This window comes from Embleya sp. NPDC020630, from assembly GCF_044334985.1.
Taxonomy (GTDB): Bacteria; Actinomycetota; Actinomycetes; order Streptomycetales; family Streptomycetaceae; genus Embleya.
The window spans coordinates 631,125-654,372 of the sequence record NZ_JBIRUB010000003.1; the positions used below are offsets into that span (position 1 = coordinate 631,125).

Annotated in this window: 20 protein-coding genes and 2 tRNA genes; 7 read left to right on the top strand and 15 right to left on the bottom strand. The window is 70.8% G+C overall.

Going from position 1 to position 23,248, the window contains the following annotated elements; translation table 11 throughout:
- Window positions 1-325 precede the first annotated feature (325 nt).
- The 4 genes from ndk to ACH4XV_RS14200 form a co-directional block, all read right to left on the bottom strand.
- Window positions 326-736 carry a nucleoside-diphosphate kinase gene (gene ndk / locus ACH4XV_RS14185; RefSeq protein WP_395789500.1) on the bottom strand — a complete coding sequence of 137 codons (411 nt, stop codon included), beginning with the start codon at window positions 734-736 and terminating at the stop codon, window positions 326-328.
- A gap of 180 nt (window positions 737-916) precedes the next feature.
- Entirely contained in the window at window positions 917-1,252 is a 336-nt protein-coding gene (locus ACH4XV_RS14190; protein ID WP_395789502.1) for a DUF4233 domain-containing protein, read from the bottom strand.
- 2 nt (window positions 1,253-1,254) lie between these two features.
- Window positions 1,255-2,676: a bifunctional folylpolyglutamate synthase/dihydrofolate synthase gene (locus ACH4XV_RS14195; RefSeq protein ID WP_395789504.1), complete on the bottom strand. Its 1,422-nt coding sequence runs from the start codon at window positions 2,674-2,676 to the stop codon at window positions 1,255-1,257.
- Window positions 2,677-2,761: 85 nt separating this feature from the next.
- Window positions 2,762-5,395 carry a valine--tRNA ligase gene (locus tag ACH4XV_RS14200; RefSeq protein WP_395789506.1) on the bottom strand — a complete coding sequence of 878 codons (2,634 nt, stop codon included), beginning with the start codon at window positions 5,393-5,395 and terminating at the stop codon, window positions 2,762-2,764.
- 248 nt (window positions 5,396-5,643) lie between these two features.
- Here ACH4XV_RS14200 and ACH4XV_RS14205 point away from each other — a divergent pair, with 248 nt between their 5' ends.
- Window positions 5,644-6,354, top strand: coding sequence for a hypothetical protein (locus tag ACH4XV_RS14205; RefSeq protein ID WP_395789508.1), 711 nt, complete (start codon window positions 5,644-5,646; stop codon window positions 6,352-6,354).
- A gap of 131 nt (window positions 6,355-6,485) precedes the next feature.
- Window positions 6,486-7,145, top strand: a complete 660-nt coding sequence (locus ACH4XV_RS14210; protein WP_395789510.1) for a hypothetical protein — start codon at window positions 6,486-6,488, stop codon at window positions 7,143-7,145.
- 72 nt (window positions 7,146-7,217) lie between these two features.
- On the opposite strand, the gene clpX is transcribed toward ACH4XV_RS14210, so the two are convergent.
- The 5 genes from clpX to ACH4XV_RS14235 all read right to left on the bottom strand — a co-directional run bounded on the left by clpX (window position 7,218) and on the right by ACH4XV_RS14235 (window position 12,053).
- Window positions 7,218-8,498, bottom strand: coding sequence for an ATP-dependent Clp protease ATP-binding subunit ClpX (gene clpX / locus ACH4XV_RS14215; protein ID WP_078979485.1), 1,281 nt, complete (start codon window positions 8,496-8,498; stop codon window positions 7,218-7,220).
- A 165-nt stretch (window positions 8,499-8,663) separates the two neighbouring features.
- Window positions 8,664-9,326: an ATP-dependent Clp protease proteolytic subunit gene (locus ACH4XV_RS14220; RefSeq protein WP_078977234.1), complete on the bottom strand. Its 663-nt coding sequence runs from the start codon at window positions 9,324-9,326 to the stop codon at window positions 8,664-8,666.
- A gap of 105 nt (window positions 9,327-9,431) precedes the next feature.
- Window positions 9,432-10,004: an ATP-dependent Clp protease proteolytic subunit gene (locus ACH4XV_RS14225; RefSeq protein WP_380044732.1), complete on the bottom strand. Its 573-nt coding sequence runs from the start codon at window positions 10,002-10,004 to the stop codon at window positions 9,432-9,434.
- A gap of 429 nt (window positions 10,005-10,433) precedes the next feature.
- Window positions 10,434-11,861, bottom strand: coding sequence for a trigger factor (gene tig, locus ACH4XV_RS14230; protein WP_395789513.1), 1,428 nt, complete (start codon window positions 11,859-11,861; stop codon window positions 10,434-10,436).
- Between the two features lie 116 nt (window positions 11,862-11,977).
- Window positions 11,978-12,053 (bottom strand) — tRNA-Pro (locus ACH4XV_RS14235).
- A 96-nt stretch (window positions 12,054-12,149) separates the two neighbouring features.
- Between ACH4XV_RS14235 and ACH4XV_RS14240 the strand changes: the two genes are divergently transcribed.
- Window positions 12,150-12,223: transfer RNA gene (locus ACH4XV_RS14240), tRNA-Gly, on the top strand.
- Window positions 12,224-12,461: 238 nt separating this feature from the next.
- On the opposite strand, the gene ACH4XV_RS14245 is transcribed toward ACH4XV_RS14240, so the two are convergent.
- Complete coding sequence (locus ACH4XV_RS14245; RefSeq protein WP_395789515.1) at window positions 12,462-13,304, bottom strand: EamA family transporter; 843 nt, start codon at window positions 13,302-13,304, stop codon at window positions 12,462-12,464.
- Between the two features lie 161 nt (window positions 13,305-13,465).
- On the opposite strand from ACH4XV_RS14245, the gene ACH4XV_RS14250 reads away from it, so the two are divergent.
- The 3 genes from ACH4XV_RS14250 (at window position 13,466) to ACH4XV_RS14260 (ending at window position 16,657) form a co-directional block, all read left to right on the top strand.
- A complete protein-coding gene (locus ACH4XV_RS14250) occupies window positions 13,466-14,359 on the top strand; it encodes an ADP-ribosylglycohydrolase family protein (RefSeq protein ID WP_395789517.1) in 894 nt (297 codons plus the stop codon).
- Between the two features lie 284 nt (window positions 14,360-14,643).
- A complete protein-coding gene (locus ACH4XV_RS14255) occupies window positions 14,644-15,438 on the top strand; it encodes a hypothetical protein (RefSeq protein ID WP_395789519.1) in 795 nt (264 codons plus the stop codon).
- 343 nt (window positions 15,439-15,781) lie between these two features.
- Window positions 15,782-16,657, top strand: coding sequence for a hypothetical protein (locus ACH4XV_RS14260; protein WP_395789521.1), 876 nt, complete (start codon window positions 15,782-15,784; stop codon window positions 16,655-16,657).
- Window positions 16,658-16,713: 56 nt separating this feature from the next.
- Here the strand turns inward: ACH4XV_RS14260 and ACH4XV_RS14265 are convergent, their stop codons facing one another.
- Both ACH4XV_RS14265 and ACH4XV_RS14270 read right to left on the bottom strand, forming a co-directional pair.
- Window positions 16,714-17,712 (bottom strand): LacI family DNA-binding transcriptional regulator, encoded by a 999-nt coding sequence (locus tag ACH4XV_RS14265; protein WP_395789523.1) that lies wholly within the window; start codon window positions 17,710-17,712, stop codon window positions 16,714-16,716.
- Between the two features lie 161 nt (window positions 17,713-17,873).
- A complete protein-coding gene (locus tag ACH4XV_RS14270; protein ID WP_395789525.1) occupies window positions 17,874-19,658 on the bottom strand; it encodes a bifunctional metallophosphatase/5'-nucleotidase in 1,785 nt (594 codons plus the stop codon).
- 244 nt (window positions 19,659-19,902) lie between these two features.
- Here ACH4XV_RS14270 and ACH4XV_RS14275 point away from each other — a divergent pair, with 244 nt between their 5' ends.
- Window positions 19,903-20,715: an integrase gene (locus tag ACH4XV_RS14275; protein ID WP_395789527.1), complete on the top strand. Its 813-nt coding sequence runs from the start codon at window positions 19,903-19,905 to the stop codon at window positions 20,713-20,715.
- 114 nt (window positions 20,716-20,829) lie between these two features.
- On the opposite strand, the gene ACH4XV_RS14280 is transcribed toward ACH4XV_RS14275, so the two are convergent.
- The 3 genes from ACH4XV_RS14280 to ACH4XV_RS14290 all read right to left on the bottom strand — a co-directional run bounded on the left by ACH4XV_RS14280 (window position 20,830) and on the right by ACH4XV_RS14290 (window position 22,992).
- Window positions 20,830-21,321 (bottom strand): glutathione peroxidase, encoded by a 492-nt coding sequence (locus ACH4XV_RS14280; RefSeq protein WP_078977225.1) that lies wholly within the window; start codon window positions 21,319-21,321, stop codon window positions 20,830-20,832.
- Between the two features lie 95 nt (window positions 21,322-21,416).
- Window positions 21,417-22,364 carry an NAD-dependent epimerase/dehydratase family protein gene (locus ACH4XV_RS14285; RefSeq protein ID WP_380002921.1) on the bottom strand — a complete coding sequence of 316 codons (948 nt, stop codon included), beginning with the start codon at window positions 22,362-22,364 and terminating at the stop codon, window positions 21,417-21,419.
- Between the two features lie 256 nt (window positions 22,365-22,620).
- Window positions 22,621-22,992, bottom strand: a complete 372-nt coding sequence (locus ACH4XV_RS14290) for a hypothetical protein (RefSeq protein WP_395789530.1) — start codon at window positions 22,990-22,992, stop codon at window positions 22,621-22,623.
- Window positions 22,993-23,248 lie beyond the last annotated feature (256 nt).

Genomic DNA, 23,248 nt, shown 5'->3' on the forward strand with positions numbered 1-23,248 from the left:
ATCGTAGGCACGGTGTAACGACGGTAGAACCACGATGTTCCGGGGGCACGGCTGCACCCTCCATCCACCATGACGTGATCACCGGGTGAGGGGTTGCGTGCCACGCGCGGCGAATGGAGGGATTTCCCTCTAACAGCGCACGCACGGCGCCCGATCGGCACCTCCCGCGCTCGCGCGCGGACACACCCGGTGTGTTCGTGAAAAAATTCGACGCCCCGTGCGGCCCGCGCGCGTCGCGCGGCTCCGGGGATCGTGCCGGCACGGGGTCCGGCCGGATGCGCGGGGCGCGATCGCGGGATCCGCCCGGGGCGTCGCGGCCGAACCGTCAGGCGTGCTCGGGGAAGAAGTTCTTGATCTCGCGCTCGGCCGACTCCACCGAGTCGGAGCCGTGCACGATGTTCTCCCGGGTGATGGTGGCGAAGTCGCCGCGAATCGTGCCCGGCAGGGCCTTGATCGGGTCGGTGACGCCCGCAAGCGTGCGGAACGACTCGATCACCCGCTCGCCCTCGACGATCATCGCCACCGACGGCGCCGAGGTCATGAAGTCCACGAGCGGGGCATAGAACGGCTTGCCCTCGTGCTCGGCGTAGTGCCGCTCGATCGTCTCGCGGTCCATCACGCGCAGATCGAGCGCGGCCAGGGTGAAGCCCTTGCGCTCGATGCGGCCGATGACCTCGCCGACGAGACCGCGCCGGACTCCGTCCGGCTTGACCAGGACGAGCGTGCGCTCGGACATGGGGCTCCTTGCTTGATCGGAGAGGGGGGCTCGGTACGGGTGTTACGACGTACGGGTGTTACGACGTACGGGTATCGCACCGTACGGATGTTGCGACATACGGGCGTCGCGACCCCGCGAATGGGTCAACGCCCAGAGCCTATCCGGGGTAACGCCCGGACCATTCGGCCGTATCCCGGATCACTCGGCCGTGGCCTCGCGGGCCGCCTTGGCGGCGTCGATGATCCGCCCGACCCGGACGCAGCCGTACCAGATGAGGCCGAACACCACGCCGATCAGGAACATCATCGGGACCACGAAACCGGTCAGGAACAGACCGGCCTGGAGCACCCAGCCCGCGGTGATCGCCCACGGCTCCTTGAGCTTTGCGCACAACCACACGCACACCAGCGCCGAGGGCCCCGCGACCGCCCACAACACCCCGGTGGAGATGTCGGTGAGCTGCATGGCGACCAGCGCGGCCAGGCAGATCACCAGGGCCTGGCCGATCAGGTGGGTCGAACACAGCGCGCGCATCCTCAGGCGTCCCTTCCGTCGGTCGGGCCGGTTCCGCCCCCGCGTGCGCCGCCCTTGAGCAACACCCGCGCCTCGCCGACGGTGACCACCGAGCCGGTGATCAGGACGCCGGCGCCGCCGAGGTCGCCCTCCTCCTCGGCCAGGGTGACCGCGGCCTCGATCGCGTCGGGCAGGGCGGGCTGGACGTCCACCCGGTCGGCGCCGAAGACCTCGACGGCGAGCGCGGCGAGTTCGTCGACGGGCATCGCGCGCGGCTGCGAGTTCTGCGTGACCACGACCTCGGCGAGCACCGGCTCCAGCGCCTCCAGGACGCCCCTGACGTCCTTGTCGGCCATCACCGCGACCACCCCGACCAGGTGCCGGAAGTCGAACGAGTCGGTCATCGCGCGGGCCGTGGCCAGGGCGCCTGCGGGGTTGTGCGCGGCGTCGATCAGCACGGTGGGACTGCGTCGGACCACTTCCAGCCGACCCGGCGAGGTGACCGACGCGAACGCCTCGCGGACCAGGTCGGCGTCCAGCGCGCCGGCGCCGGTGAGCCCGGGTCGATCGGCCGTGCCGACGCCCAGGAACGCCTCCACGGCGGCCAGCGCCACCGCGGCGTTCTCCGCCTGGTGCATGCCGTGCAGCGGCAGGAAGACGTCCTCGTACTCCCCCGCCAGTCCGCGCAGGGTGAGCAACTGGCCGCCGACCGCGAGGTCGCGCCGGACCACGCCGAACTCCATGCCCTCGCGGGCCACCGTCGCGTCCACCTCGACCGCGCGCCGCAGCAGCGCCTCGGCGGCGTCGGCGGGCTGGCGGGCCAGCACGACCAGGCTGTCCTTCTTGATGATCCCGGCCTTTTCCACCGCGATCTCACCGGGCGTGGAGCCGAGCCGGTTTGCGTGGTCGACCGCGATCGGAGTGACCACCGCGACCGTGCCGTCGACCACGTTGGTCGCGTCCCACGTGCCGCCCATGCCGACCTCGACCACCGCGACGTCCACCGGCGCGTCGGCGAACGCCGCGTACGCCATGGCGGTGATCACCTCGAAGAAGGACAACCGATGCTGCTGCGCGGCGTCGACGATGTCGATGTAGGGCTGGATGTCGCGGTAGGTCTCGACGAAACGCTCGGCGCTGATCGGCTCGCCGTCCAGGCTGATCCGCTCGGTCATCGACTCGACGTGCGGGCTGGTGTAGCGGCCGGTGCGCAGGCGCAGCGCGCCCAGCAGGCTCTCGATCATCCGGGCCGTGCTGGTCTTGCCGTTGGTACCGGTGATGTGGATGACCGGGTAGGCCCGCTGGGGTTGGCCGAGCACGTCCATCAGCGCGACGACACGTTCGGTGGAGGGGTCGAGCTTGGTCTCGGGCCAGCGCCCGACCAGTTCGGCCTCGACGGCGCGCTGTGCGGCCAGGGCCTCGGCGGGGTCTGTCACAGGTGTCACCGGTTCTGATCGAGTTCTTCGGGAGCTGGTCGAGTGCCGTCCGTGCGCGCGGCCCGGGGGTGCCCGGGCCGCGCGGCCGTACGGGTCAGGCCGAGGGCAGCCGGTCCAGCTGGCCCTCGATGCGTGCGATGTCGGCCTCGGCGCCGGCCAGCTTCTCCCGGACCTTGTCCACCACGTCGGGGGCGGCCTTGGCCAGGAAGCCCGCGTTGCCGAGCTTCTTGGTGTTCACGTCGCGGACCTTCTGCGCCTCGGCCAGGTCCTTGGACAGCCGCTTGCGCTCGGCGGCGAAGTCGATCGCGCCGGACAGGTCCAGCTCGATCAACGCGCCCGCGACCGGGAAGGACGTGGTCGCCGAGAAGCCCTCGCCGGCCGGCGTGCAGCGGGCGAGCTGCCGCAGCGCCGCCTCGTGCGCGGCGATCGTGGTGCCCTCGAGCGAGATGTTGGCCGGCACCCGCTGGCCGGGCTTGAGGCCCTGGTCCGAGCGGAACCGGCGGACCTCGGTGACCACCTGCTGAAGCGTGGTGATCTCGGCCTCGGCGGCCGGGTCGGCGAACCCGCTCGGCGCCGGCCACTCGGCGACCACCAACGACTCGCCGCCGGTGAGCGTGGTCCACAACTCCTCGGTGACGAACGGCACGACCGGGTGCAGCAGCCGCAGCGTCACGTCGAGCACGTGGCCGAGCACGCGCCGGGTGGCCCGGGCCGCGGCCTCGTCGTCGCCGTTGAGCGGGAGTTTGGCCAGCTCGACGTACCAGTCGAAGACCTCGTCCCAGGCGAAGTGGAACAGCGTGTCGGACAACTTCGCGAACTGGTAGTCCTCGTAGTAGGCGTCCACCTCCGCCACCACCGCGTCCAGGCGGGACAGGATCCAGCGATCCGTCGCCGACAGGTCCTCGGCGGCCGGCATCGGGCCCTCGACGGTGGCGCCGTTCATCAGCGCGAACCGGGTGGCGTTCCAGATCTTGTTGCAGAAGTTGCGCGAGCCCTGGACCCAGTCCTCGCCGATCGGCACATCGGTACCCGGGTTGGCGCCGCGGGCCAGGGTGAAGCGCAGCGCGTCGGTGCCGTACGCGTCCATCCAGTCGATCGGGTCGACCACGTTGCCGAACGACTTGGACATCTTCTTGCCGAACTGGTCGCGGACCAGGCCGGTGAGCGTGATGGTGTGGAACGGCGCCTGGCCGTCCATCGCGTACAGGCCGAACATCATCATCCGGGCGACCCAGAAGAAGATGATGTCGTGGCCGGTGAGCAGCACGTCGGTCGGATAGAACTTGGCCAGGTCGGCGGTCTGTTCGGGCCAGCCGAGGGTGGAGAAGGGCCACAGGCCGGAGGAGAACCACGTGTCCAGCACGTCGGTGTCCTGCGTCCAGCCCTCGCCGGTGGGCGCCTCGTCGTTCGGGCCCACGCAGACCGTCTCGCCGTTCGGGCCGTACCAGACCGGGATGCGGTGGCCCCACCACAGCTGCCGCGAGATGCACCAGTCGTGCATGTTGTCGACCCAGGCGAAGTAGCGCCCGGCCAGCTCCTGCGGGTGGATGGCCACCCGGCCGTCGCGCACCGCGTCGCCGGCGGCCTTGGCCAGCGGCTCGACCCTGACCCACCACTGCATGGACAGGCGCGGCTCGACGGTGGTCTTGCAGCGCGAGCAGTGCCCCACGGCGTGGGTGTACGGGCGCTTCTCGGCGACGATCCGGCCCTGTTCGCGCAGCGCGGCCACGATCGCGAAGCGCGCCTCGTAGCGGTCCAGGCCCTGGAACGGGCCGTGCGCCGTGACGATCGCGCGCTCGTCCATGATCGTCGGCATCGGCAGGTCGTGCCGGCGGCCGATCTCGAAGTCGTTCGGGTCGTGCGCCGGGGTCACCTTGACCGCGCCGGTGCCGAACTCGGGGTCCACGTGCTCGTCGGCCACGATCGGGATCCGCCGACCGGTGAGCGGCAGTTCGATCTCGGTGCCGACCAGGTGCGCGTAGCGCTCGTCGCTCGGGTGCACCGCGACGGCCGTGTCACCGAGCATGGTCTCGGCGCGGGTGGTGGCCACCACGATCGAGGCGTCGCCGTCGCCGTAGCGGATCGAGACCAGCTCGCCCTCGTCGTCCTGGTGCTCGACCTCGATGTCGGAGATCGCGGTCAGGCAGCGCGGACACCAGTTGATGATGCGCTCGGCGCGGTAGATCAGCTCGTCGTCGTAGAGCCGCTTGAAGATGGTCTGCACGGCCCGGGACAGGCCCTCGTCCATGGTGAAGCGCTCACGCGACCAGTCGACGCCGTCACCGAGGCGGCGCATCTGGCCGAGGATCTTCCCGCCGTACTCTTCCTTCCACTGCCAGACCCGGTCCACGAACGCCTCGCGGCCCAGATCGTGCCGCGACTTGCCCTCCTTGGCCAGCTCGCGCTCGACCACGTTCTGGGTGGCGATGCCGGCGTGGTCCATGCCGGGCAGCCACAGCGCCTCGAAGCCCTGCATGCGCTTGCGGCGGGTGAGCGCGTCCATCAGCGTGTGCTGGAACGCGTGACCGAGGTGCAACTGCCCGGTCACGTTCGGCGGCGGGATGACGATCGTGTACGGCGGCTTGTCGCTCTTGGCGTCGGCCTCGAACCAACCCGCGGCTACCCAGCGCTCGTACAGCTTCCCCTCTACCTCGGCGGGGGTGTACTGGGAGGGAAGGGCCTGCGGCTGCTCGGCGGCAGCGGCTGCGGGAGTGGTGTTCTCGGTCACCGCCCCAGTCTACGGAAGGCGCGTGGGCGCCTTCGACGCGGCGGGGAGCGCGCGACGGCGCGGCGGGCGCGGGCCGGTTTCGCGTCGACGGCGTCCCGCGCTTGTCACCGTGCTGTCACCGCGACCCCGCCGGTCGGCGGGCACCGCTAGCTTGCGGTACGAGCCGTTCCGGTTTCGCCGATCACGCGTCGGTCGTAGCGTCGGGAGCGGCCCGATATCCGTGAGTTCTCGAATCCGGGGGGATTTTCGTGCGTACTCGCACCTCGACACTGCTCACCGCCGTCACCGTCTCGCTGCTCGGGGCCACCGTGCTGACGGGCTGCCAGGCCAAGGACGGCAAGGACGACAAGGCCGACCGCAGCGGCCCGGCACAGGCCGCGACGGCCCTGCCGGACAAGGCCACGTCGACCGCGGCCGTCACGAAGCCGCCGACCCTGCCGCCCGGCAAGGGCGTGTCGAACGGGCCGTCGACGTCGGCCCGGCCGGCCGGGTCGGACGGTGTCCTGCGGCTCCGGCCGGCCGCCCAGGCCGGTGGCCTGGCCCGGCTGCTCGACGGGCCGAGCGACGTCCCGGTCGATCCGGGCGAGGTGCGCTCGCCCGCGAACAACGTGCTGGTCGCGGCGTACGGCGCGGCCGGGTCCGGCCCGCGCTCGGTGTTGTTCGTCGGGGTGGACGGGATGACCGGGATCGACGGGAAGCGCCTGGAGCACATGGTCCGCGGCATGGTCGACTACGTGGACGCCACCGAGGGCGGCGTCCCGTCGGGGCTCGCCATGAAGGGCTACGACCCGGGCCCGCTGGGCGGCACCCTGGAGTGTGTGCCCGCCCAGGACGCCCGGCCGGCGGCGATCTGCGGGTGGGCGGACAAGTACACCACGGCCGTGGCGTACTTCGACCGGCTGTCGGCGGACCAGGCCGCGGTGACGTTCAAGGCGATGCGCGCGGACCTGGAGAAGTAGCGCCCGTCGGCGACGCGCGGGGCCGGTCGGCCGGTCGGCCGGTCGAACGCGGTTCGCGCGTCGCCTCGCGGCCCCGCCGTCGTTGTACCGGGTACCGATGACGTACGGCCGGACCACGGGCGGTGGGGGCGATGGGCGACGAATACGGCGGCGGGCAGGGGCCCGGGACGGGCGGGGCGGGGTATCCGTTCGGCCCGCCGGGCGACCCGGACCCGGGCGGGAGCCGGCCGCGGGACCGGTTCGTGCTCCTGGCGGGCGTGATCGGAAGTGTGGTCGTGGTGACGGCCGCCGTGGCGACCGTGCTCCTGCTCCTGGAGACCGGCGGCGAGCCGGCCCGCACGCCGCCCGGCCTGCCCGCCGCGCCGGCCGCCGCGCGGATGTCGGGGCCGCTCGCGATGCCCTCCGCGATCGAGGGCCGCGGGCCGGTGGCCCGCACCGAACTTCCGCCCGCGGTGACCGAGTTGACCGCGACGATGGCCCGCACCTTCGCCGACGTGCGCACCGAGGTCTTCGGCGGCGCACAGACCCGGGAAACGGTGTTGCTGACCCTGGCGAGCAGGCGCGAGGCGGCGCCGGTGGCCTACGTCCGGGACTTCGTACCGGCGGTCGCGACGCCCGAGGAGACGCCGGTGCCCGGCGGTCCGCCGGGGCTGCTCCGCTGCTGGCACAACACCACCACGGCGATGTGCCTGTGGGGCGACGAGCACGACCTGATCTACGTCAGCGACGGCGCGGGCACCGACCACGCCCGCCTGGTGATCGCCAACGTGTACGCGGGCACCGCCCGCTGAGCCGGGCATTCGGGGTCGGGGCCGGCGCTTGTCTTCGGACACGCGCCGGCATGCCGCCCCGACCGGCCTGGCTCAGGCGCTCTTGTCGCGCCGCTCGCGCTTGACCACGTCGCGCGGCACCAGCGTGGGGTTGACGTGCTTGAGCACCACCTGGTCGGTGACCACCACGCGGGCCACGTCCTTGCGGGACGGGACCTCGTACATCACCGACTGGAGCACCTCTTCGAGGATCGCGCGCAGGCCGCGGGCACCGGTGCCGCGCATGATCGCCTGGTCGGCGATCGCCTCCAGCGCCTCCATCTCGAAGTCCAACTCGACGCCGTCGAGTTCGAACAGCCGGCGGTATTGCTTCACCAGCGCGTTCTTGGGCTCGGTCAGGATCTGGATCAGCGCCTCGCGGTCCAGGTTGTGCACCGAGGTGAGCACCGGGAGCCGGCCGATGAACTCGGGGATCATGCCGAACTTGAGCAGGTCCTCGGGCATCACGTCGGCGAACGAGTCGGCGCTCTCCACGTCGCGCTTGGAGCGGATCTGCGCGCCGAAGCCGATGCCCTTGCGGCCGACCCGGCCCTCGATGATCTTCTCCAGGCCGGCGAACGCGCCGCCCACGATGAACAGCACGTTCGTCGTGTCGATCTGGATGAACTCCTGGTGCGGGTGCTTGCGCCCGCCCTGCGGCGGCACACTCGCGGTGGTGCCCTCGATGATCTTCAGCAGCGCCTGCTGGACACCCTCGCCGGACACGTCGCGGGTGATCGAGGGGTTCTCGCTCTTGCGAGCGATCTTGTCCACCTCGTCGATGTAGATGATCCCGGTCTCGGCCTTCTTGACGTCGTAGTCGGCCGCCTGGATCAGCTTGAGGAGGATGTTCTCCACGTCCTCGCCGACGTAGCCCGCCTCGGTGAGCGCGGTGGCGTCGGCGATGGCGAACGGCACGTTGAGCATCCGGGCCAGGGTCTGTGCCAGGAGCGTCTTGCCGCAGCCGGTCGGCCCGAGCAGCAGGATGTTCGACTTGGCCAGCTCCACGCCGTCGTCACGCGAGGCCTTGCCCGCCTCGCCGGCCTGGACCCGCTTGTAGTGGTTGTACACCGCCACCGAGAGCGCCTTCTTGGCGACTTCCTGCCCGACCACGTAGCCGTCGAGGAATTCGTAGATCTCCCGCGGCTTGGGAAGCTCCTCGAACTTCAACTCGGAGGACTCGGAGAGCTCCTCCTCGATGATCTCGTTGCACAGGTCGATGCACTCGTCGCAGATGTAGACACCCGGACCGGCAATGAGCTTCTTCACCTGCTTCTGGCTCTTTCCACAGAACGAGCACTTGAGCAGGTCGCCACCGTCACCGATGCGTGCCACGAGGTGCATCTCCTTCGCCTGGGCCCCGGATGTGTACCGGACCTGGTGCCTGGTCTTTCGACGGTACCCCGCCGGAATCTCCGCTCCCCCGGTTTCCCCCGGTTTTGGCCATCAACCGGTCACCGTTGTCCGGTCGGCGGCAAGCCGCCGACCGGGCGGGGACAACTAGCCGACGACCTTCCGAGGTGCGGTGATCTCGTCGATGAGGCCGTACGCGAGCGCCTCTTCGGCCGTCAGAATCTTGTCGCGCTCGATGTCGTCGCGAATCTGCTCGATCGGCTTGGTCGTGTGCTTGGCGAGCATCGTCTCCAGCATGGTGCGCATGCGCTGGATCTCACGAGCCTGGATCTCCAGGTCGCTGACTTGCGCGCGCCCGGTTTCACTGTACGGCTGGTGGATGAGGATGCGGGAGTTCGGCAGCGCCATTCGCTTGCCCGGAGTTCCCGCGGCGAGCAGAACGGCCGCGGCGGAGGCCGCCTGGCCCATGCACACCGTCTGGATGTCGGGGCGCACGAACTGCATCGTGTCGTAGATCGCGGTGAGCGCCGTGAAGGACCCGCCGGGCGAGTTGATGTACATCGAGATGTCCCGATCGGGGTCCATCGACTCGAGCGTCAGGAGCTGCGCCATCACGTCGTTGGCCGACGCGTCGTCGACCTGGACGCCGAGGAAGATGATCCGCTCTTCGAACAGCTTGGTGTACGGGTCCTGCTCGCGGTAGCCCTGCGACGTGCGCTCGATGAAGCGCGGCAGGACGTAGCGGCTCTCGGCGCTGCGCGAGGCCAGGGGTGCCAGGCCCTCGGGCCGGTGGAACAGATTGTCGTTCATGAAATCTCAGCCCTCCGGGACTGCGGACTCGACTCGGTTGCCGGGCGACCGGTGACCGCCGTCAGCGCTTGTCGGCTGTGCGGCCGGTCGGTACGGACGCCGGGATCAGCTGGTGCTGCCGGTGTTGGGAACCTCGGCCGCACTGCGAACGACGTGGTCCACCAGGCCGTATTCCTTGGCCTCTTCGGCGGAGAACCAGCGGTCGCGGTCCGAGTCGTGCTCGATCTTCTCGGGGGTCTGCCCGGAATGGTGTGCGATCAGGTGAGTCATCTTGCGCTTGGTGCGCAGGAGCTGCTCGGCCTGGATCTTGATGTCGGACGCCGAGCCGCCGAGGCCGGCGGACGGCTGGTGCATCAGGATCTCGGAGTTGGCCAGCGCGATGCGCTTGCCGGGGGCTCCGGCGGTCAACAGGAACTGGCCCATGGAGGCGGCCAGGCCCATCGCGACGGTCGCGACATCGTTGCTGATCCACTGCATCGTGTCGTAGATCGCCATACCGGCGGTGATGGAGCCACCGGGCGAGTTGACGTAGAGCCAGATGTCCTTTTCCGGGTCCTCCGCGTTCAGCAGCAAAAGCTGGGCGGAGATGGCGTTGGCGATCTGGTCCTCGACGACCGAGCCGAGGAAGATGATCCGCTCGCGCAGCAACCGGTTGTAGACCTGGTCGTCGAGCCCCATCCCACCCGGCTGAGATGCACGCGAAGTGGGCACCGCGAGCCCCGGAGTCACGATCTGCGGATTCGTCACGTATCCACCTGCTCGTTTCCGACGGCAATCCCGAGCCGTCACGAAGTCGACCTTGGGAGGCACCTGCTTTTGTGGCGGGTGACCCCCTTCGTACAGCGACCCTAACGCGCGGATCGTCGCAGGCCATCCCAGACTCAGGACTGTTCGCCCAGAGCGCAGCAGGGCGATATCCGGCCGGTGACGGGGTAGTCGCGCGCGGGTCGCACCCGGGTCGACCACCGGACCCGGATGCCTCCACGAGGGCGTGTGCGCGCTTGTGCGGGCCTTCCGAGCATGCCGACGGGCCCGGCCCCCGCCGAAGCGGGGACCGGGCCCGGGTGTCGCGTGTCGCGCCGGTCGTGGCCGGCGCGGGAGGGTGGATCAGGCCTCGGCCTTGTCCGTCGCGGTCTCGTCCGTGCCGCCCTCGTCCGTCGCCGCGGCCTCTTCGGTCTCGGCGTGGTCGTGGCCCTCGTGGTCGTCCGCGTGCAGGTCGACACCGAGGCCGACCTCGTTGCCCGAGGCGTCCTTGGCCTTGGCGCTCTTGGCGATGACCTCCAGGGCCTTGCCGCGGGCCACCTCGCCGACCAGCACCGGCACGTAGCCGGACTGCATGACCTGCTGGGCGAACTGGTCGGGGCTCATGCCGGACTGCTGCGCCCGCTGGATGAGGTGCTGGGTCAGCTCTTCCTGGTTGACGGAGAGCTGCTCCTTCTTCACGACCTCGTCGAGCACGAACTGGGCGCGCATGCCCTTGCGCACGCTGTCCTGGAGCTCTTCCTCGTACTCCTCGGCGGTCTGGCCCTGGATCTCCAGCCACTTGGCCAGGTCCATGCCCATCATGCCGAGCTGCTGCTCCAGCTGACCGCGGCGCTGCTCGATCTCCTCGGTGACGATGCTCTCCGGCAGCGGCACCTCGATCTGCTCCAGCAGGGCTTCGAGGACCTTGTCCCGGCCCTCGTTCTGCTGGTCGTGCAGCTTCTGGTGGTCGAGCTTCTCGCGCAGGTCCGCCTTCAGCTCGTCCAGCGTGTCGAACTCGCTGGCCAGCTGCGCGAAGTCGTCGTCGAGCTCGGGGAGCTCCTTGGCCTTGACGGTGGTCACCAGGACCGAGACCTCGGCGGTCCGCCCGGCGGCGCTGCCGCCCTGCAGCTCGGTCTCGAAGGTCTTGGTCTCGCCGGCCGACGCGCCGATGACGGCGGCGTCGAGGCCGTCCAGCATCGTGTCGCCGCCGATCTGGTACGACATCGCCTTCGCGACGCCGTCCTCCAGGACCTCGCCGTCGACCTTGGCCTCGATGTCGATGACGACGGTGTCGCCCTCGGCCGCGGCCCGCTCGACGGTGTTCAGCGCACCGAAGCGGTCGCGCAGCTCCTCGATCTTCTCGGCGACGTCCTCGTCGGTGACGGTGATGTCATCGACCTCGACCTCGATGCCGGAGTAGTCCGGCAGCTCGATCTCGGGACGGGTGTCGACCTCTGCGGTGAACTTCAGATCGGCGCCGCCGGCCAGCTCGGTCACGTCGGTGACCTCGGTGACCTCGGGCTGGCCCAGCACGCGCAGCTCGTTCTCCTCGACGGCCTTGCCGTACGACGAGGACAGGATGTCGTCGAACGCCTCGACGAAGACGGCCTCGCGACCGAAGCGCTGGTCGATGATGCGCGCCGGGATCTTGCCCTTGCGGAAGCCCGGGACCGTCACCTGCTTGCCGATCTTCTTGTACGCCGCGTCGAGGCTGGGCTTCAGCTCCTCGGAGGGAACCTCGACGGTGAGCCGAACCCGGGTCGGGTTCAACGTCTCGACGGCGCTCTTCACGGTAAGGGTCTCCTTGCTGCGGGCTGTTCTTCCGGGCCTGTGCATCTTGCCTGACGGCACACTGAAGGTTCAGAACCGGTGGTACCGATCCATCCTGCAGCGAATTCTCGATGTGGTGGTCGGGGCGGGGAGACTCGAACTCCCGATCTCCTGCTCCCAAAGCAGGCGCGCTAGCCACTACGCTACGCCCCGTGGCGCCCGATGAAGTCTAGAGGACGACACGCTAGAGTCTGCACTGGCCGCGCACCAATCCGCTAACCTAGGCGCCACGTGCACGCCACACCAGCTGCGGGTGTAGCTCAATGGTAGAGCCCTAGCCTTCCAAGCTAGTGGTGCGAGTTCGATCCTCGTCACCCGCTCCAAAGGTAAAGGCCCAGGTCGGAGGTTGTTTCTCCGGACTGGGCCTTTGTCGTGCCCGGCTGCGGCTCGCAGGAGCTTCGGTCCCGACCCGGTGGACCTTGGTCCCGACTTTTTCGGATTGTCGCCGGGTTCCTCGGAGTGGTTTCTCGGGTCTCTTACGGGGCCGACCGGTCGATGGGGGCGATAGGTAAAGTCGCCAATCTCACTTTTGTCCCGGTTGGCCGGGGTCGCTCCGGTGGGCTATGCGATGTTGATCGCGGTGATGCCGAGCAGGACCAGGATCGTGGCGACGAGGCGGTGGCGGCCGTAGGTCTCGTGGAAGACGACCGTGCCGATCACGGCGCCGATCACCACCGAGGTTTCCCGCAGGGCGGCGATCGTGGCCAGGGTGCCTCGGGTCTGGGCCCAGATGACCAGGGTGTACGCGGCGATCGACATGGCGCCGCCGAGCAGGCCCCAGGCGCGTTGCGGGTTGCGCTCGCGGGTGGGGTCGCGGCGCAGGCGTACGTGCAGGACCACGATGGTCGGGGCCGATTCGAGGACGAAGAGCCAGGCCGCGTAGGACATCGCCGAGCCGGAGGAGCGGGCGCCGACGCCGTCCAGGACGGTGTACAGCGCGATCGCGCAGCCGGTGGCGAACGCGGCCGCGACGGTGGCGGCCTCGGCCCGGCGCGGTATCCCGCCGGCCAGGGCGAGCACGAGCATCCCGACCGAGATCACCACCACACCGACGGTCTGCGTCACGGTGAGGTATTCGTGCAGCAGGGTCACCCCGATCAGCGCGGTGACCCACGGGGAGGTGCCCCGGGCGATCGGGTACACCTGACCGAAGTCGCCGAGCCGATAGGTCTCCAGCAGCAGCAGGTTGTACACCATGTGCAGGGCGGCCGAGCCGAGCAGCCACGGCCAGGCGCCGGCCGCCGGGACGCCGACGAACGGCAGGCAGACCAGCCCGATGCCCAGGCTCGCCACCTGGATCATGACCATGGTCGCGAGTCGGTCCTTGAGGCCGTGCGCGAGCGCGTTCCAGGCGGCGTGCAGCCCGGCCGAGCCGAGTACGGCGGCGGTGACCGCCGGGGTCACGCGCGAACCGCGAGCCGACGGTCGGCCCCGGATGGCCCGGCCGGCGCTTGAGGCCAAAGGCGAGCACCGCCCGGGAGGGGGAACTCGCCGCCGGACGCGGGTAGCTGATGGCACGTCATTCGGATCATCCAAGCACGGCGGGCACGATAATGGCCGTCCATATGACCCATCACTCCTCCGCCCTCGCCTCGCTGCGCGGCCTCGCGCTCGGCGACGCCCTGGGCGCCCAGTTCTTCGTCCCCGACAACCTCCCCCACCTGGCCGACCGTCGCCTTCCGGACGGCGAGTGGCCGTGGACCGACGACACCGAGATGGCCTGCGCCCTGCACGCCGAACTGAACCTGCGCGGGCGGGTCGATCAGGACGCGTTGGCCCGGGCGTTCGCGGTGCGGCACGACTTCGATCGGGGCTACGGGCCCTCGACGAACCGGATGTTGCGCCTGGTGCGCCAGGGCGGCGACTGGCGGACGTTGGCCGCCGAACCGTTCGACGGGCAGGGCTCGTGGGGCAACGGGGCCGCGATGCGGGTGGCGCCGCTGGGCGCGTGGTTCGCGGCCGACCTCGACGCGGTGGTGGAGCAGGCGGCGCGTTCGGCCGAGGTGACGCACACCCACCCCGAGGGCGTCGCGGGCGCGGTGGCGGTGGCCGTGGCGGCGGCGGGCGCGGCCACTCTGGAACAGCCGGAGCCGGCCGACTTCATCGCCTTCGTCCGGGACCGCACCCCCGCCGGTCTGGTTCGGGAACGCCTGGGCGCGGCAGCGGAGTTGGTGGGCCGGACGGACTCGCGGGCGGTGGGTCGCGCGCTCGGCAACGGTCGCCTGGTGAGCGCCCCCGACACCGTGCCGTTCGCGATCTGGTCGGCGGCCCGGCACCTCGACGACTACGCGGCGGCGTTCTGGTCGACCGCGAGCGCGGGCGGGGACGTGGACACGACATGCGCGATCGTCGGGGGAATCGTCGGCGTTCGGGCCGAGTTGCCGGCCGGGTGGGTCGGGCACGTGGAGGCGCTGCCGACGTGGTGGCGCGAGGTGATCGAGGCCGATCGGCTTAAATAGTTGGCAAAGGCGAGAGCGCTGCACCATGATGAGCGCGCTCTCGTCATCCGGGCCCGGACTCCCCTGCTGTGCGGGGTGGTTCGCGTCGCGTCGGACGGGAGCCCTCGGCCCGTTCGCCGTCGCACGCACGTCTCGTGGGGGGACGTCGATCGGCGCACGGTCGCTGCCACCGCTTTCCTGACGGCCGATCACATCCCGCCGGTCCGCACCGCCTCGTCCGCTCCCTCGTGACGACGCGGTGCGGCTCGGGACACGGCCGACCTTCCCCGGAGGATTCCGTCTTCATGCGCAAGTCCCTGTTTCGGTCGAGTTCGCTGGTGATCATCGGTTCGGTGGTGTTCGCGGCGACCGCGTGCGGCTCCGACGACGGCAAGAAGACCGAGGGGAAGCCCGCCGCGAGCAGCACGACCACCAGGACCCCGGTCACCGCGCCCCCGCCGGCCGCGGGTGCACCGAGCGCGGGGGCACCGAGCGCGCCGGTCGCCTCGGGTGCCCCGGCCGGAACCCCGCTGACCGCCGCACAGTTGGAGAAGGCGGTCCTCACGGCGACGGAGTTGCCACAGGGCACCTACCTCACCCGGGAACCGAAGGCGGCCGGCGAGCGGGTGACGGCGGCGGTGCCCGACTGCCAGCCGGTCACCGACCTCTTGGCACCGCGACAGGGTGCCGTCAAGCCGGTCGCCGTGGCACAGGCCGTCGTGATGTTCGGCGGCGCCCCGATGCCGTCGACGGCGATCACGACCGAGTTGTTCTCGTTCGCGGGCACCGACGCGGAAACGATCCTGGGCAAGGCGCGTACCGCGCTCGCGAAGTGCGGTTCGCTCACCACGAAGGACGCCGAGGGCGAGACCTCGACGGTCAAACACGCCGAGGCGGCCCACCCCAAGCTGGGCGACGAGACGCTCGCGATCCACAGCATGCCGGAGGACGGCGGCAGCGGCGGGCAGGTCGTGGTCCGCGTGGGCGGCACGTTGGTCGTCGTCAGGATCGTCGAGTTCACCGGCACCACTCCCAAACTGCCGGACACCGCGACGGTGACCAGGCAGGTCGAGAAGGTCGTGGCAGCGGCCAAGGGCTGATCCGGGCCGGTGGGTCGCTCTCGGAGCGGCCCACACCCTCGCTGTCGTCCCGGAGCGAATCCGGGGAGCGTGCGGGCTTTTTGACGGTTGATCAGGCGCCTATGCGGGTGGCGTCGGACGGTTGGCAAAGGCAAGGGGCGTCCGCGATGATGAGGCCCCTCGCGTCGCCGGACAGGACCTGGACGACGCGCCGGTCCGCGCCGGAGTGGGGCGCGCCGCGCCGCCTCGTGGCGTGCGGCCGGCGGTGGCGGTTTTCGTTCCGCTCGCTCGTGTGATTCCGGTCGTCCGGATCGTTCCCGGCCCCGCGGCGGGTCGGGGCCCGTTGCTTCGGAGGAAGGCGCGTATGCGCAGGATCGTGATCCGGGTGGGCACCGCGGCGGTGGCCGGGGCCCTGCTTCTGGCCGCCACCGCGTGTGGTCGGGACGAGGAGGCGCTGGCGCGCGAGTACGAGGCCGGCCGGGCGACCGCGCCGGCCGCGAGCGGCGCAGGCGTACCCTCGACGCCGGCCGGCACGGCACCGGCCACGAGTCCGGCCGCCAAGGCCGCGCCGAGCCTGGCTCCGCCGGCCGCGACCACCGCGCCGGGGGAGCCGCCGCCGGCGCTGCCGCCCATCGAGGAGTCATCCACGCCGACCGGGGCCGGGACCGGATCCGATCCGACCGCGCAATCCCGGCTCGACGCCGCGCTGTTGACCGCCGGCGAGATGCCCGCGGGCGCCTACGACGGCTCGCGCGGCGACCCCGAGAGCCGGGAGCGGGCCCAACAACCCTCCTGCCAGCCGGTGATCGACCTGCTGCGTCCCGGACAGGCGGCCACCGCCCCGATCGCGTCCGCCCAGGCGTCGGTGACCAGGGGCGCTCCGAACCCGACCGGGTTCACCGTCGTCGAGTTGTTCGCCTTCACCGACACCGGCGCCCGGGACCTGTTCGCGCAGGGCCATCAGGCGCTGCGCGGTTGCCCGTCGATCACCTCGATCGACGCCGACGGCGCGACCGAGACCGACACGTACGCCGAGATCCCGCACGCCGCGCTCGGCGACGAATCGCTCGCGGTCGGGATGAGCCCCGGTGCGGGCGGCGCGCTCGGCATGATCGTGGTGCGCGTCGGCCCGACGATCGTCGTGGTGAGCAACGCCGATCTGGCCGCGGCCACCCCCGGCCTGCCGGCCGACGACCTGGTGGCCCGTCAGATCGCCAAGCTGAGGACCGCCGGCGGCTGACGGGTCCTTCGCCCGCCGTCGGGGCACGGCGCGAACAGCCCCGACGGGCGGGCGATTCAGCCCGACTCGCGCACCCGCATCGCCATGCGCCACTGCGTCAACTCGCCCGCCACCGCGCCCTCGCCTGCCGCGATGATGGCCGCCGCCACCGCGCGCATCGGGATGACCTCCTCGAAGGCGACCGAGGTCAACCGCGGTCGGACCATCTCACACAGCGTCAGATCGTCGGTGCCGACCACCGCGAGTCGCCCCGGCACATCGAGGCCGGCGTCGGCCAGCGCGCCCAGGAGCAGCGCGGCGTACTCGTCGTTGTAGCCGTACACCCCGTCGGGGCAGTCCCCGGCCCGCCACTCCCCCACGATCCGCGCGGCCTCGGCCGCGGTCTCCACCATCTCCACCACGCGGACCGTGCCGCCGGCCGCCTCGGCACAGGCCCGAAAGCCCGCCAGCCGTTCCCGGCCGATCTCGACCAGCCCCGGCTCGCGCGGCACCACCACGGCGAAATCGCGTCGCCCGCCCGCGATCAGGTGTTCCGCGGCGCACGCGCCGGCCGCCGCGTGGTCGATCCTCAGGGTGAGCGCGACCGGCACCGCGCTGTGCCCCAGGGCCACCACGGCGGTTCCGCGCGCGGTGAGGTATTCCACGCCCTCGGCGGACATGCGCTCGGGCAGCACCAGGACCACGGTGGGGTTCAGCGCGCCCCACGCCTTGGCCGCCTCGATGCCGTGCGCGGCGGGATTGCCGTGGATCACCAGGGTGTGGCCGAGCCCGTGCAACTCGCGGGCCAGGCCGTCGAGGAACCGCTGGATGAGTTGGCCGAACGGCACCACGTAGGTGGGCACGATCACCAGGTCGGTGCGCCCGCGCCGGAGCGAACGGGCGTCCGAACGCGGCTCGTAGCCCAGTTCGGCGGCCACCTCGCGCACCCGCCGTCGGGTCTCCTCGGGGATGCGCGCGTCCTGCACGTCGTTCATCGCGTACGACACGGTGGCGCGCGAAACGCCTGCGGCACGGGCCACATCGGCCCCGGTCGGGGGGCGTCTCGGTGTGCTCATGGGGCGATTGTGGCCCAGTCGCGAGGCGAACCCGGCATCCGGGCCGCTCGATCGCCCCCGTGTCGGGACGCCCGCCGGGGCCTGCCACATCGGCGTCCGCCGATACGTCGGAAAGGCCCGGCCCCCACGGGACCGGGCCTTTCCGAGCGATCAGCCGCGGGTCACCCGATGAAGGTGATCCGGTCCGCCGGCGGCGGCGCGAGCGGCGCGCTCGCCGACGAATGGGCGGCGAAGTAGGCCAGCAGCGCGTCCAGGTCGGATCCGCCGACCAGCTTGTTCGTACCGGTCTTGAACGCGGCGAAGCCGTCGCCGCCGCCGGCCAGGAACTCGTTCGCGCTGACCTTGTAGGTCGCGGCCGGGTCGATCGGCACACCGTTCAGCTTGACGCTGCCCGGCACGATCTTCTCGGCGCCCGTCCTGGACCGGTCGGTCGTGTAGGTCAGGCCCTTCGAGATCTGCAGCACCTTCGGGTTGGCCGCGTTCGCGCCGGAGTACTGCTGCGCCAGGATGTCGAGCACCGCCTGACCCTTGAGGTCGAGGGTCTGCATCATGTTGGTGAACGGCTGCACCGTGAACGCCTCGGCGTAGGTGACCACGCCGTTGCCCTCGGCTCCGGCGGCCGCGTATTGCAGGTCGGATCGGATGCCGCCCGGGTTCATGAAGGCGATCTGCGCGCCGCCCTTGTCGGCCGGCGCGGTCGCCTCCAGTTGCGCGTCGGCGATCACGTCGCCCAGCGGGGATTCGGGGGTGGTGGCGCCGCGGCCGCGGATGTCGGCGCTGATGTAGCCGATCGAGCGGTTCGCCACCGGTGCGGCGAGCTTTTGCCAGTCGGCGAGCAGTTGCGTCAGGTCCGGGGCCTTCGGGGTGTCCCGGCGCACGACCGTGTTCTGAGCCTTGACCGAGGTGCGCACGACGTCGCGGGTGCGCTTGTCGTAGCTCAAGTCGATCTTGGTGTACATCTTCCCGTAGGACGACGCGCTGGTGACCATGCGCGGCTTGCCCGCCGGGTCCGGGATGTTGCACGCGTACGCCTGGTGGGTGTGACCGGTGACGACGAGGTCGATCGCCGGGTCCAGGTTCTTGGCGATGTCCACGACCGGGCCGGACAGGCCCAGGTTGCCGCCCGCGTTGCAGTCGTAGTTGTACGCGTTGCCCGTCGGCAGGCCGCCCTCGTGCAGCAGCACCACGATCGACTCGACGCCGAACAGCCGCAGCCACGGCACGATGGCGTTGGCGGTCTTGACCTCGTTCTTGAAGGTCAGACCCTTGACGCCCTCGGCGGTGACGATGTTCGGCGTGCCCTCCAGGGTCATGCCGATGAAGCCGACGCGCGCGCCGCCCACGTTCTTGATGCTCACCGGCGCCAGGATCGGCAGCCCGGTGCGCTCGTCGAGCACGTTCGCGGCGAGGTACGGGAAGTCGGCGCCCTGGAAGGTGCGGCCGGGCGTGTAGCAGCCGTCCTTGGGGTGGCAGCCGCCGTACTGCATGCGCTGCAGTTCCTTCTTGCCCTCGTCGAACTCGTGGTTGCCCACGGAGGTGACGTCGAGGCCGATCCTGTTCAGCGCCTCGATCGTCGGTTCGTCGTGGAAGAGCCCGGAGAGCAGCGGGCTCGCGCCGATCATGTCGCCGGCCGCGATGGTCAACGAGTTGGGGTTCTTCGCCCGCTCGGCGCGCAGTTGGGTGGCCAGGTGCTCGATGCCGCCGGCCGGGATCGAGACGGGTTTGCCGTCGGGACCGATCTCGGTGACGTTGCCGGCGGAACCCTGCGGTTCCTCCAGGTTGCCGTGCAGGTCGTTGAGTGCCAGGAATTCGAGGTCCGTCGTGCCGGAGGGTCGGCCGAGGTCGGCGTCCGTGCCGGCCGTCGCGGTGCCGCCCATGGTGAGCAGGCTCGCGGCGACCAGGCCGGTGAGAGCGAGGCGGCCGCGGCGTCGTCCAATCCCGAACATGGGATCCCTTCGGAGGGCGCGCCGAATGGTGACGCGCGTAGAAGTGGAGCCTGAAGATGTCTCGAAGCCAGAGAGTAGGGGCAGTTCCCCGACCCACACGAGACCTCACGCGAAACCGTTTCGTGAAACCGCTGTGAACTTTCCGAGCGTCCCAGGCAGGGGGGGGCATGATCAACGGCCGTTTCCCGGCCTCGGGCTCGGGGCAGCCGTACGGCGTGGCACCTATAAGGGAGGGATGTCCGCGATGCGCGTGGAATTCGCGACCGAGCCGGGTCATCCGGGCGGGCCGAACGAGGATTTCGTCGTCGCGGGACCGACGACGCTGGTGCTGCTCGACGGGGTGACGTCGAGTTCGGACAACGGTTGCAAACACGGTGTGCCCTGGTTCGTCGCGCGATTGGGCACCGCGTTGTTCACCCACAGCGGCGGGCGCCCGGACCGCTCCCTCGCCGAGTGCCTGCACGACGCGATCGAGGACACCTCGGCGCTGCACGTGGACGGGTGCGACCTGGCCCGGCCCGACGCGCCGGCCGCGACCACCGTGGTGGTGCGGGTGGTCGAGGACCGGCTGGAATACCTGGTGCTGTCCGATTCGACGCTGCTGATCGAGCGGGACGACGACCTCACCGTGGTCACCGACGATCGACTGGGCGTGATCGGCGCGGCGGCGCGGCGCCGGCGCGACGCCCATCCGCCGGGCAGTCCGGACTACTTGACGGCGCATCAGGAGTACGCCGACACGGTGCGGGCCACGCGCAACGTGCCCGGCGGCCACTGGGTCGCGGCGGCCGATCCGGCGGCCGCCGGCGAGGCGCTGACGGGCGGTCTGGCACTCGGCGAGGTGCACGCGTTCGCCGCGCTCACCGATGGGGCCAGTCGACTGGTGGACCGGTTCGGGATCGGCGACTGGGACGGGCTGATGACCACGCTGCGCCACTTCGGCCCGGCGGAATTGCTGGCGCGGGTACGGGCCGCGGAGGCCTCCGACGCGGACGGCGCGCGCTGGCCGCGCGGGAAGGTCTGCGACGACGCGACCGCGGTCTGGGCGCTGATCTGACCCGGCCGATCCGGGCTCCGTCCCGCCGAGCGCCTCCGCGACACCGGGCCCCGCCTCGTCCGCGAACCCCGGCCGGTGTCGACGCGGGGTTCGGGAACGAGGCGGATGTGCGGGCTATTTGGGTAGGACGCTCTCGATCGCGGCGATCAGGTTCGGGTCGTGCGGGTCGGTCTTGGGGCGGAACCGGCCGACGATGGCGCCGTCGGCGGAGAGCAGGAACTTCTCGAAGTTCCACTGCACGTCACCCGCGCCCCCCTCGGCGTCGGAGGCCGCGGTGAGCACGTCGTAGAGCGGGTGCCGGTCGGCGCCGTTGACGTCGATCTTCTCGGTGAGCGGGAAGGTCACCCCGTAGGTGGTCGAGCAGAACTCCCGAATCTCCTCCGCGCTGCCCGGCTCCTGGCCCATGAACTGGTTGCACGGCACGCCCACCACGGTGAAGCCGCGCGGGCCCAGCTCCTTCTGCAACTCCTCCAGGCCGGTGTACTGCGGGGTCAGGCCGCACTTGGACGCGACATTGACGACGAGTGCCACCTTCCCCCCGGTCACCTCGCCCAGGGTCGTGCTCTCCCCCGCCAGCGTGGCGATGGGGGTATCGAGGATGCCCATGATCGTTGTCCCTCCTGCGTGATGCCGCCGCAGCCACCCGATCCGAGGACGTGGAGCGCTCCGCGACGGCGCGAGTAAGACGTGACGACTCGACGCTATCGAGCGCGGCCCGAAGCCGCCCGACCCGGTCGGGCCGAATCGTCGCGCCGAGAGGCGTATACCCGGGCCAGTCCCGCACGCCAGTCGACCGCGCACGGCCCGGTGATCGCCGCCCGCTTCGTGGTGTCCTGGATCTGCCCGCGCAGCGTGCCGGGCTGCTCGCGCACCACCACCTCGGCGGGCAGGCCGCTCAGCTCGGCCGTGTACGCCGCCCACTCCTGCACGCTCACCGGCTCGTCGCCGCCCCAGTTGACCACCGTCGCGGGGGTGGACGCCGCGTCCAGGAGTGCCGCCGCCTGGCTGTTGATGTCGTCCTGGTGGATGGGGCTGTACATGCACGGGTCCCAGCGGGTCGTGATCGGCCGGCCGGCCAGCACCGCGTCCATGTGCATCGTCGGCAGTCCGCCGCCTGGGCCGTAGGAGGCGTTCATCCGGGCGATCACCACGGGCAGGTCGAACGCGCGGGCGCAGTAGCGGGCGACCGCCTCCTCGGCGGTCTTGGACACCGAGTAGGTCGGCGCGTGCGTGACGTTGGCATCGCCGAGCGGGTCGCTCTCGTGGAAGACGTGCATCGGGTCCGGATGCGGCTTGAGTACCGACGCGGTGGACATCACCAGCGCGGCCTTGGCCCGGCGACAGTGCTGGAGCAGCAGTCCCGTGCCCTCCGCGTTGACCCGCAGCGCCTCGTCGTAGTCGAGCCCGGGGCCCTGGAAGGTGGCCAGGTGCAGGACGTGGGTGAAGTCCTCGGGCAGGTCGTCGAACGCCCCCGAGCCCAGGTCGACGGCGCGCGTGGTCACCCCGAGGGCGTCCACCCGCGCCCGGTCCTCGGCGTTCGAGAAGCGGGCGATGCCCCACACCTCGTTGTCCCGGGCCAGGTATTCGGTCAGCGGATAGGCGATCTGGCCCGCGGGACCGGTGATCAGGATCTTCTCGCCCGACAACATGCGGCTCCTCGGAGGACTCGGGGACACGATCCGCGCACGATCGGGTGGTGATCGCCCGCGCGAGGTACGTCGAGGCTCGACCGTACATCTGACGTACCGTCATATCCGAGACGGAGCGGGGAGACCAGGGCCGCCGCACGTGTCCCCGGACACCCCACCGGCGCCTGCCGCACGGGGGTGGCGGGGGCGCCGAGGGGTGTCGAGGATGGGTCTGCGAAAGCGCCGAGCGCGCCTCGGCTCGCCGGCGCGTCCGGGCTCAGACCTCGATCTCCTCCTCGACACGCTTGAGGCTGTGTCGGGCCAGCGCGAGGTTGGCGCGGTCCTTCACCAGCACGAGGTACAGGAACAGCCCCTTCCCGGCCCGACCGGACAGCGGTCGGATCAGGTGGTATTGCTTGCCGGTCGTGATCAGGATGTCCTCGATCTGGTCGCCGAGGTGCAACATCTCCATCGTGCGCAGCTTCGCGCGCATCACGTCGGTATTCCCGGCGGCGGCCACATTGAGATCGAGTTCCTTGCTGCCGCCGAGAATTCCGAGCGCCATTCCGCTGGTGTAGTCGACCAGGGCAACTCCCACGGCGCCCTCGATCGTCATTGCTTCCTTGAGGGCCGTTTCCATATTGGCCATGATTGCCTCCGGGGCGATCGGCGGTGCGGCTTTCCGGTGGGCTCCGACGGGCTCGTCGCCGGACGCGGGCGGTCCCGGGTCCGGATCGCTCGGGAGCGGCCCGCCGACCGCGGTCGCCTCGATCGCTGCGATCGGTTCGACCTCGGTCGGCGCGGGGGGATCGGCCTCGACTGCTTCGATGACATCCACCTCGATCGATGGGGCCCGCCCGGGATCGGATCCGGTCGGCGGGTCGGCTGATCTGCGCCGGGACGGT

Coding starts and splice junctions, on each gene's coding strand:
- ndk (WP_395789500.1), bottom strand. CDS start 736: ATGTCCGAGCGCACGCTCGTCCTGGTCAAGCCGGACGGAGTCCGGCGC.
- ACH4XV_RS14190 (WP_395789502.1), bottom strand. CDS start 1,252: ATGCGCGCGCTGTGTTCGACCCACCTGATCGGCCAGGCCCTGGTGATC.
- ACH4XV_RS14210 (WP_395789510.1), top strand. CDS start 6,486: ATGGGCGACGAATACGGCGGCGGGCAGGGGCCCGGGACGGGCGGGGCG.
- ACH4XV_RS14220 (WP_078977234.1), bottom strand. CDS start 9,326: ATGAACGACAATCTGTTCCACCGGCCCGAGGGCCTGGCACCCCTGGCC.
- ACH4XV_RS14225 (WP_380044732.1), bottom strand. CDS start 10,004: ATGGGGCTCGACGACCAGGTCTACAACCGGTTGCTGCGCGAGCGGATC.
- ACH4XV_RS14250 (WP_395789517.1), top strand. CDS start 13,466: ATGACCCATCACTCCTCCGCCCTCGCCTCGCTGCGCGGCCTCGCGCTC.
- ACH4XV_RS14255 (WP_395789519.1), top strand. CDS start 14,644: ATGCGCAAGTCCCTGTTTCGGTCGAGTTCGCTGGTGATCATCGGTTCG.
- ACH4XV_RS14260 (WP_395789521.1), top strand. CDS start 15,782: ATGCGCAGGATCGTGATCCGGGTGGGCACCGCGGCGGTGGCCGGGGCC.
- ACH4XV_RS14265 (WP_395789523.1), bottom strand. CDS start 17,712: ATGAGCACACCGAGACGCCCCCCGACCGGGGCCGATGTGGCCCGTGCC.
- ACH4XV_RS14270 (WP_395789525.1), bottom strand. CDS start 19,658: ATGTTCGGGATTGGACGACGCCGCGGCCGCCTCGCTCTCACCGGCCTG.
- ACH4XV_RS14275 (WP_395789527.1), top strand. CDS start 19,903: ATGCGCGTGGAATTCGCGACCGAGCCGGGTCATCCGGGCGGGCCGAAC.
- ACH4XV_RS14280 (WP_078977225.1), bottom strand. CDS start 21,321: ATGGGCATCCTCGATACCCCCATCGCCACGCTGGCGGGGGAGAGCACG.
- ACH4XV_RS14285 (WP_380002921.1), bottom strand. CDS start 22,364: ATGTTGTCGGGCGAGAAGATCCTGATCACCGGTCCCGCGGGCCAGATC.
- ACH4XV_RS14290 (WP_395789530.1), bottom strand. CDS start 22,992: ATGGCCAATATGGAAACGGCCCTCAAGGAAGCAATGACGATCGAGGGC.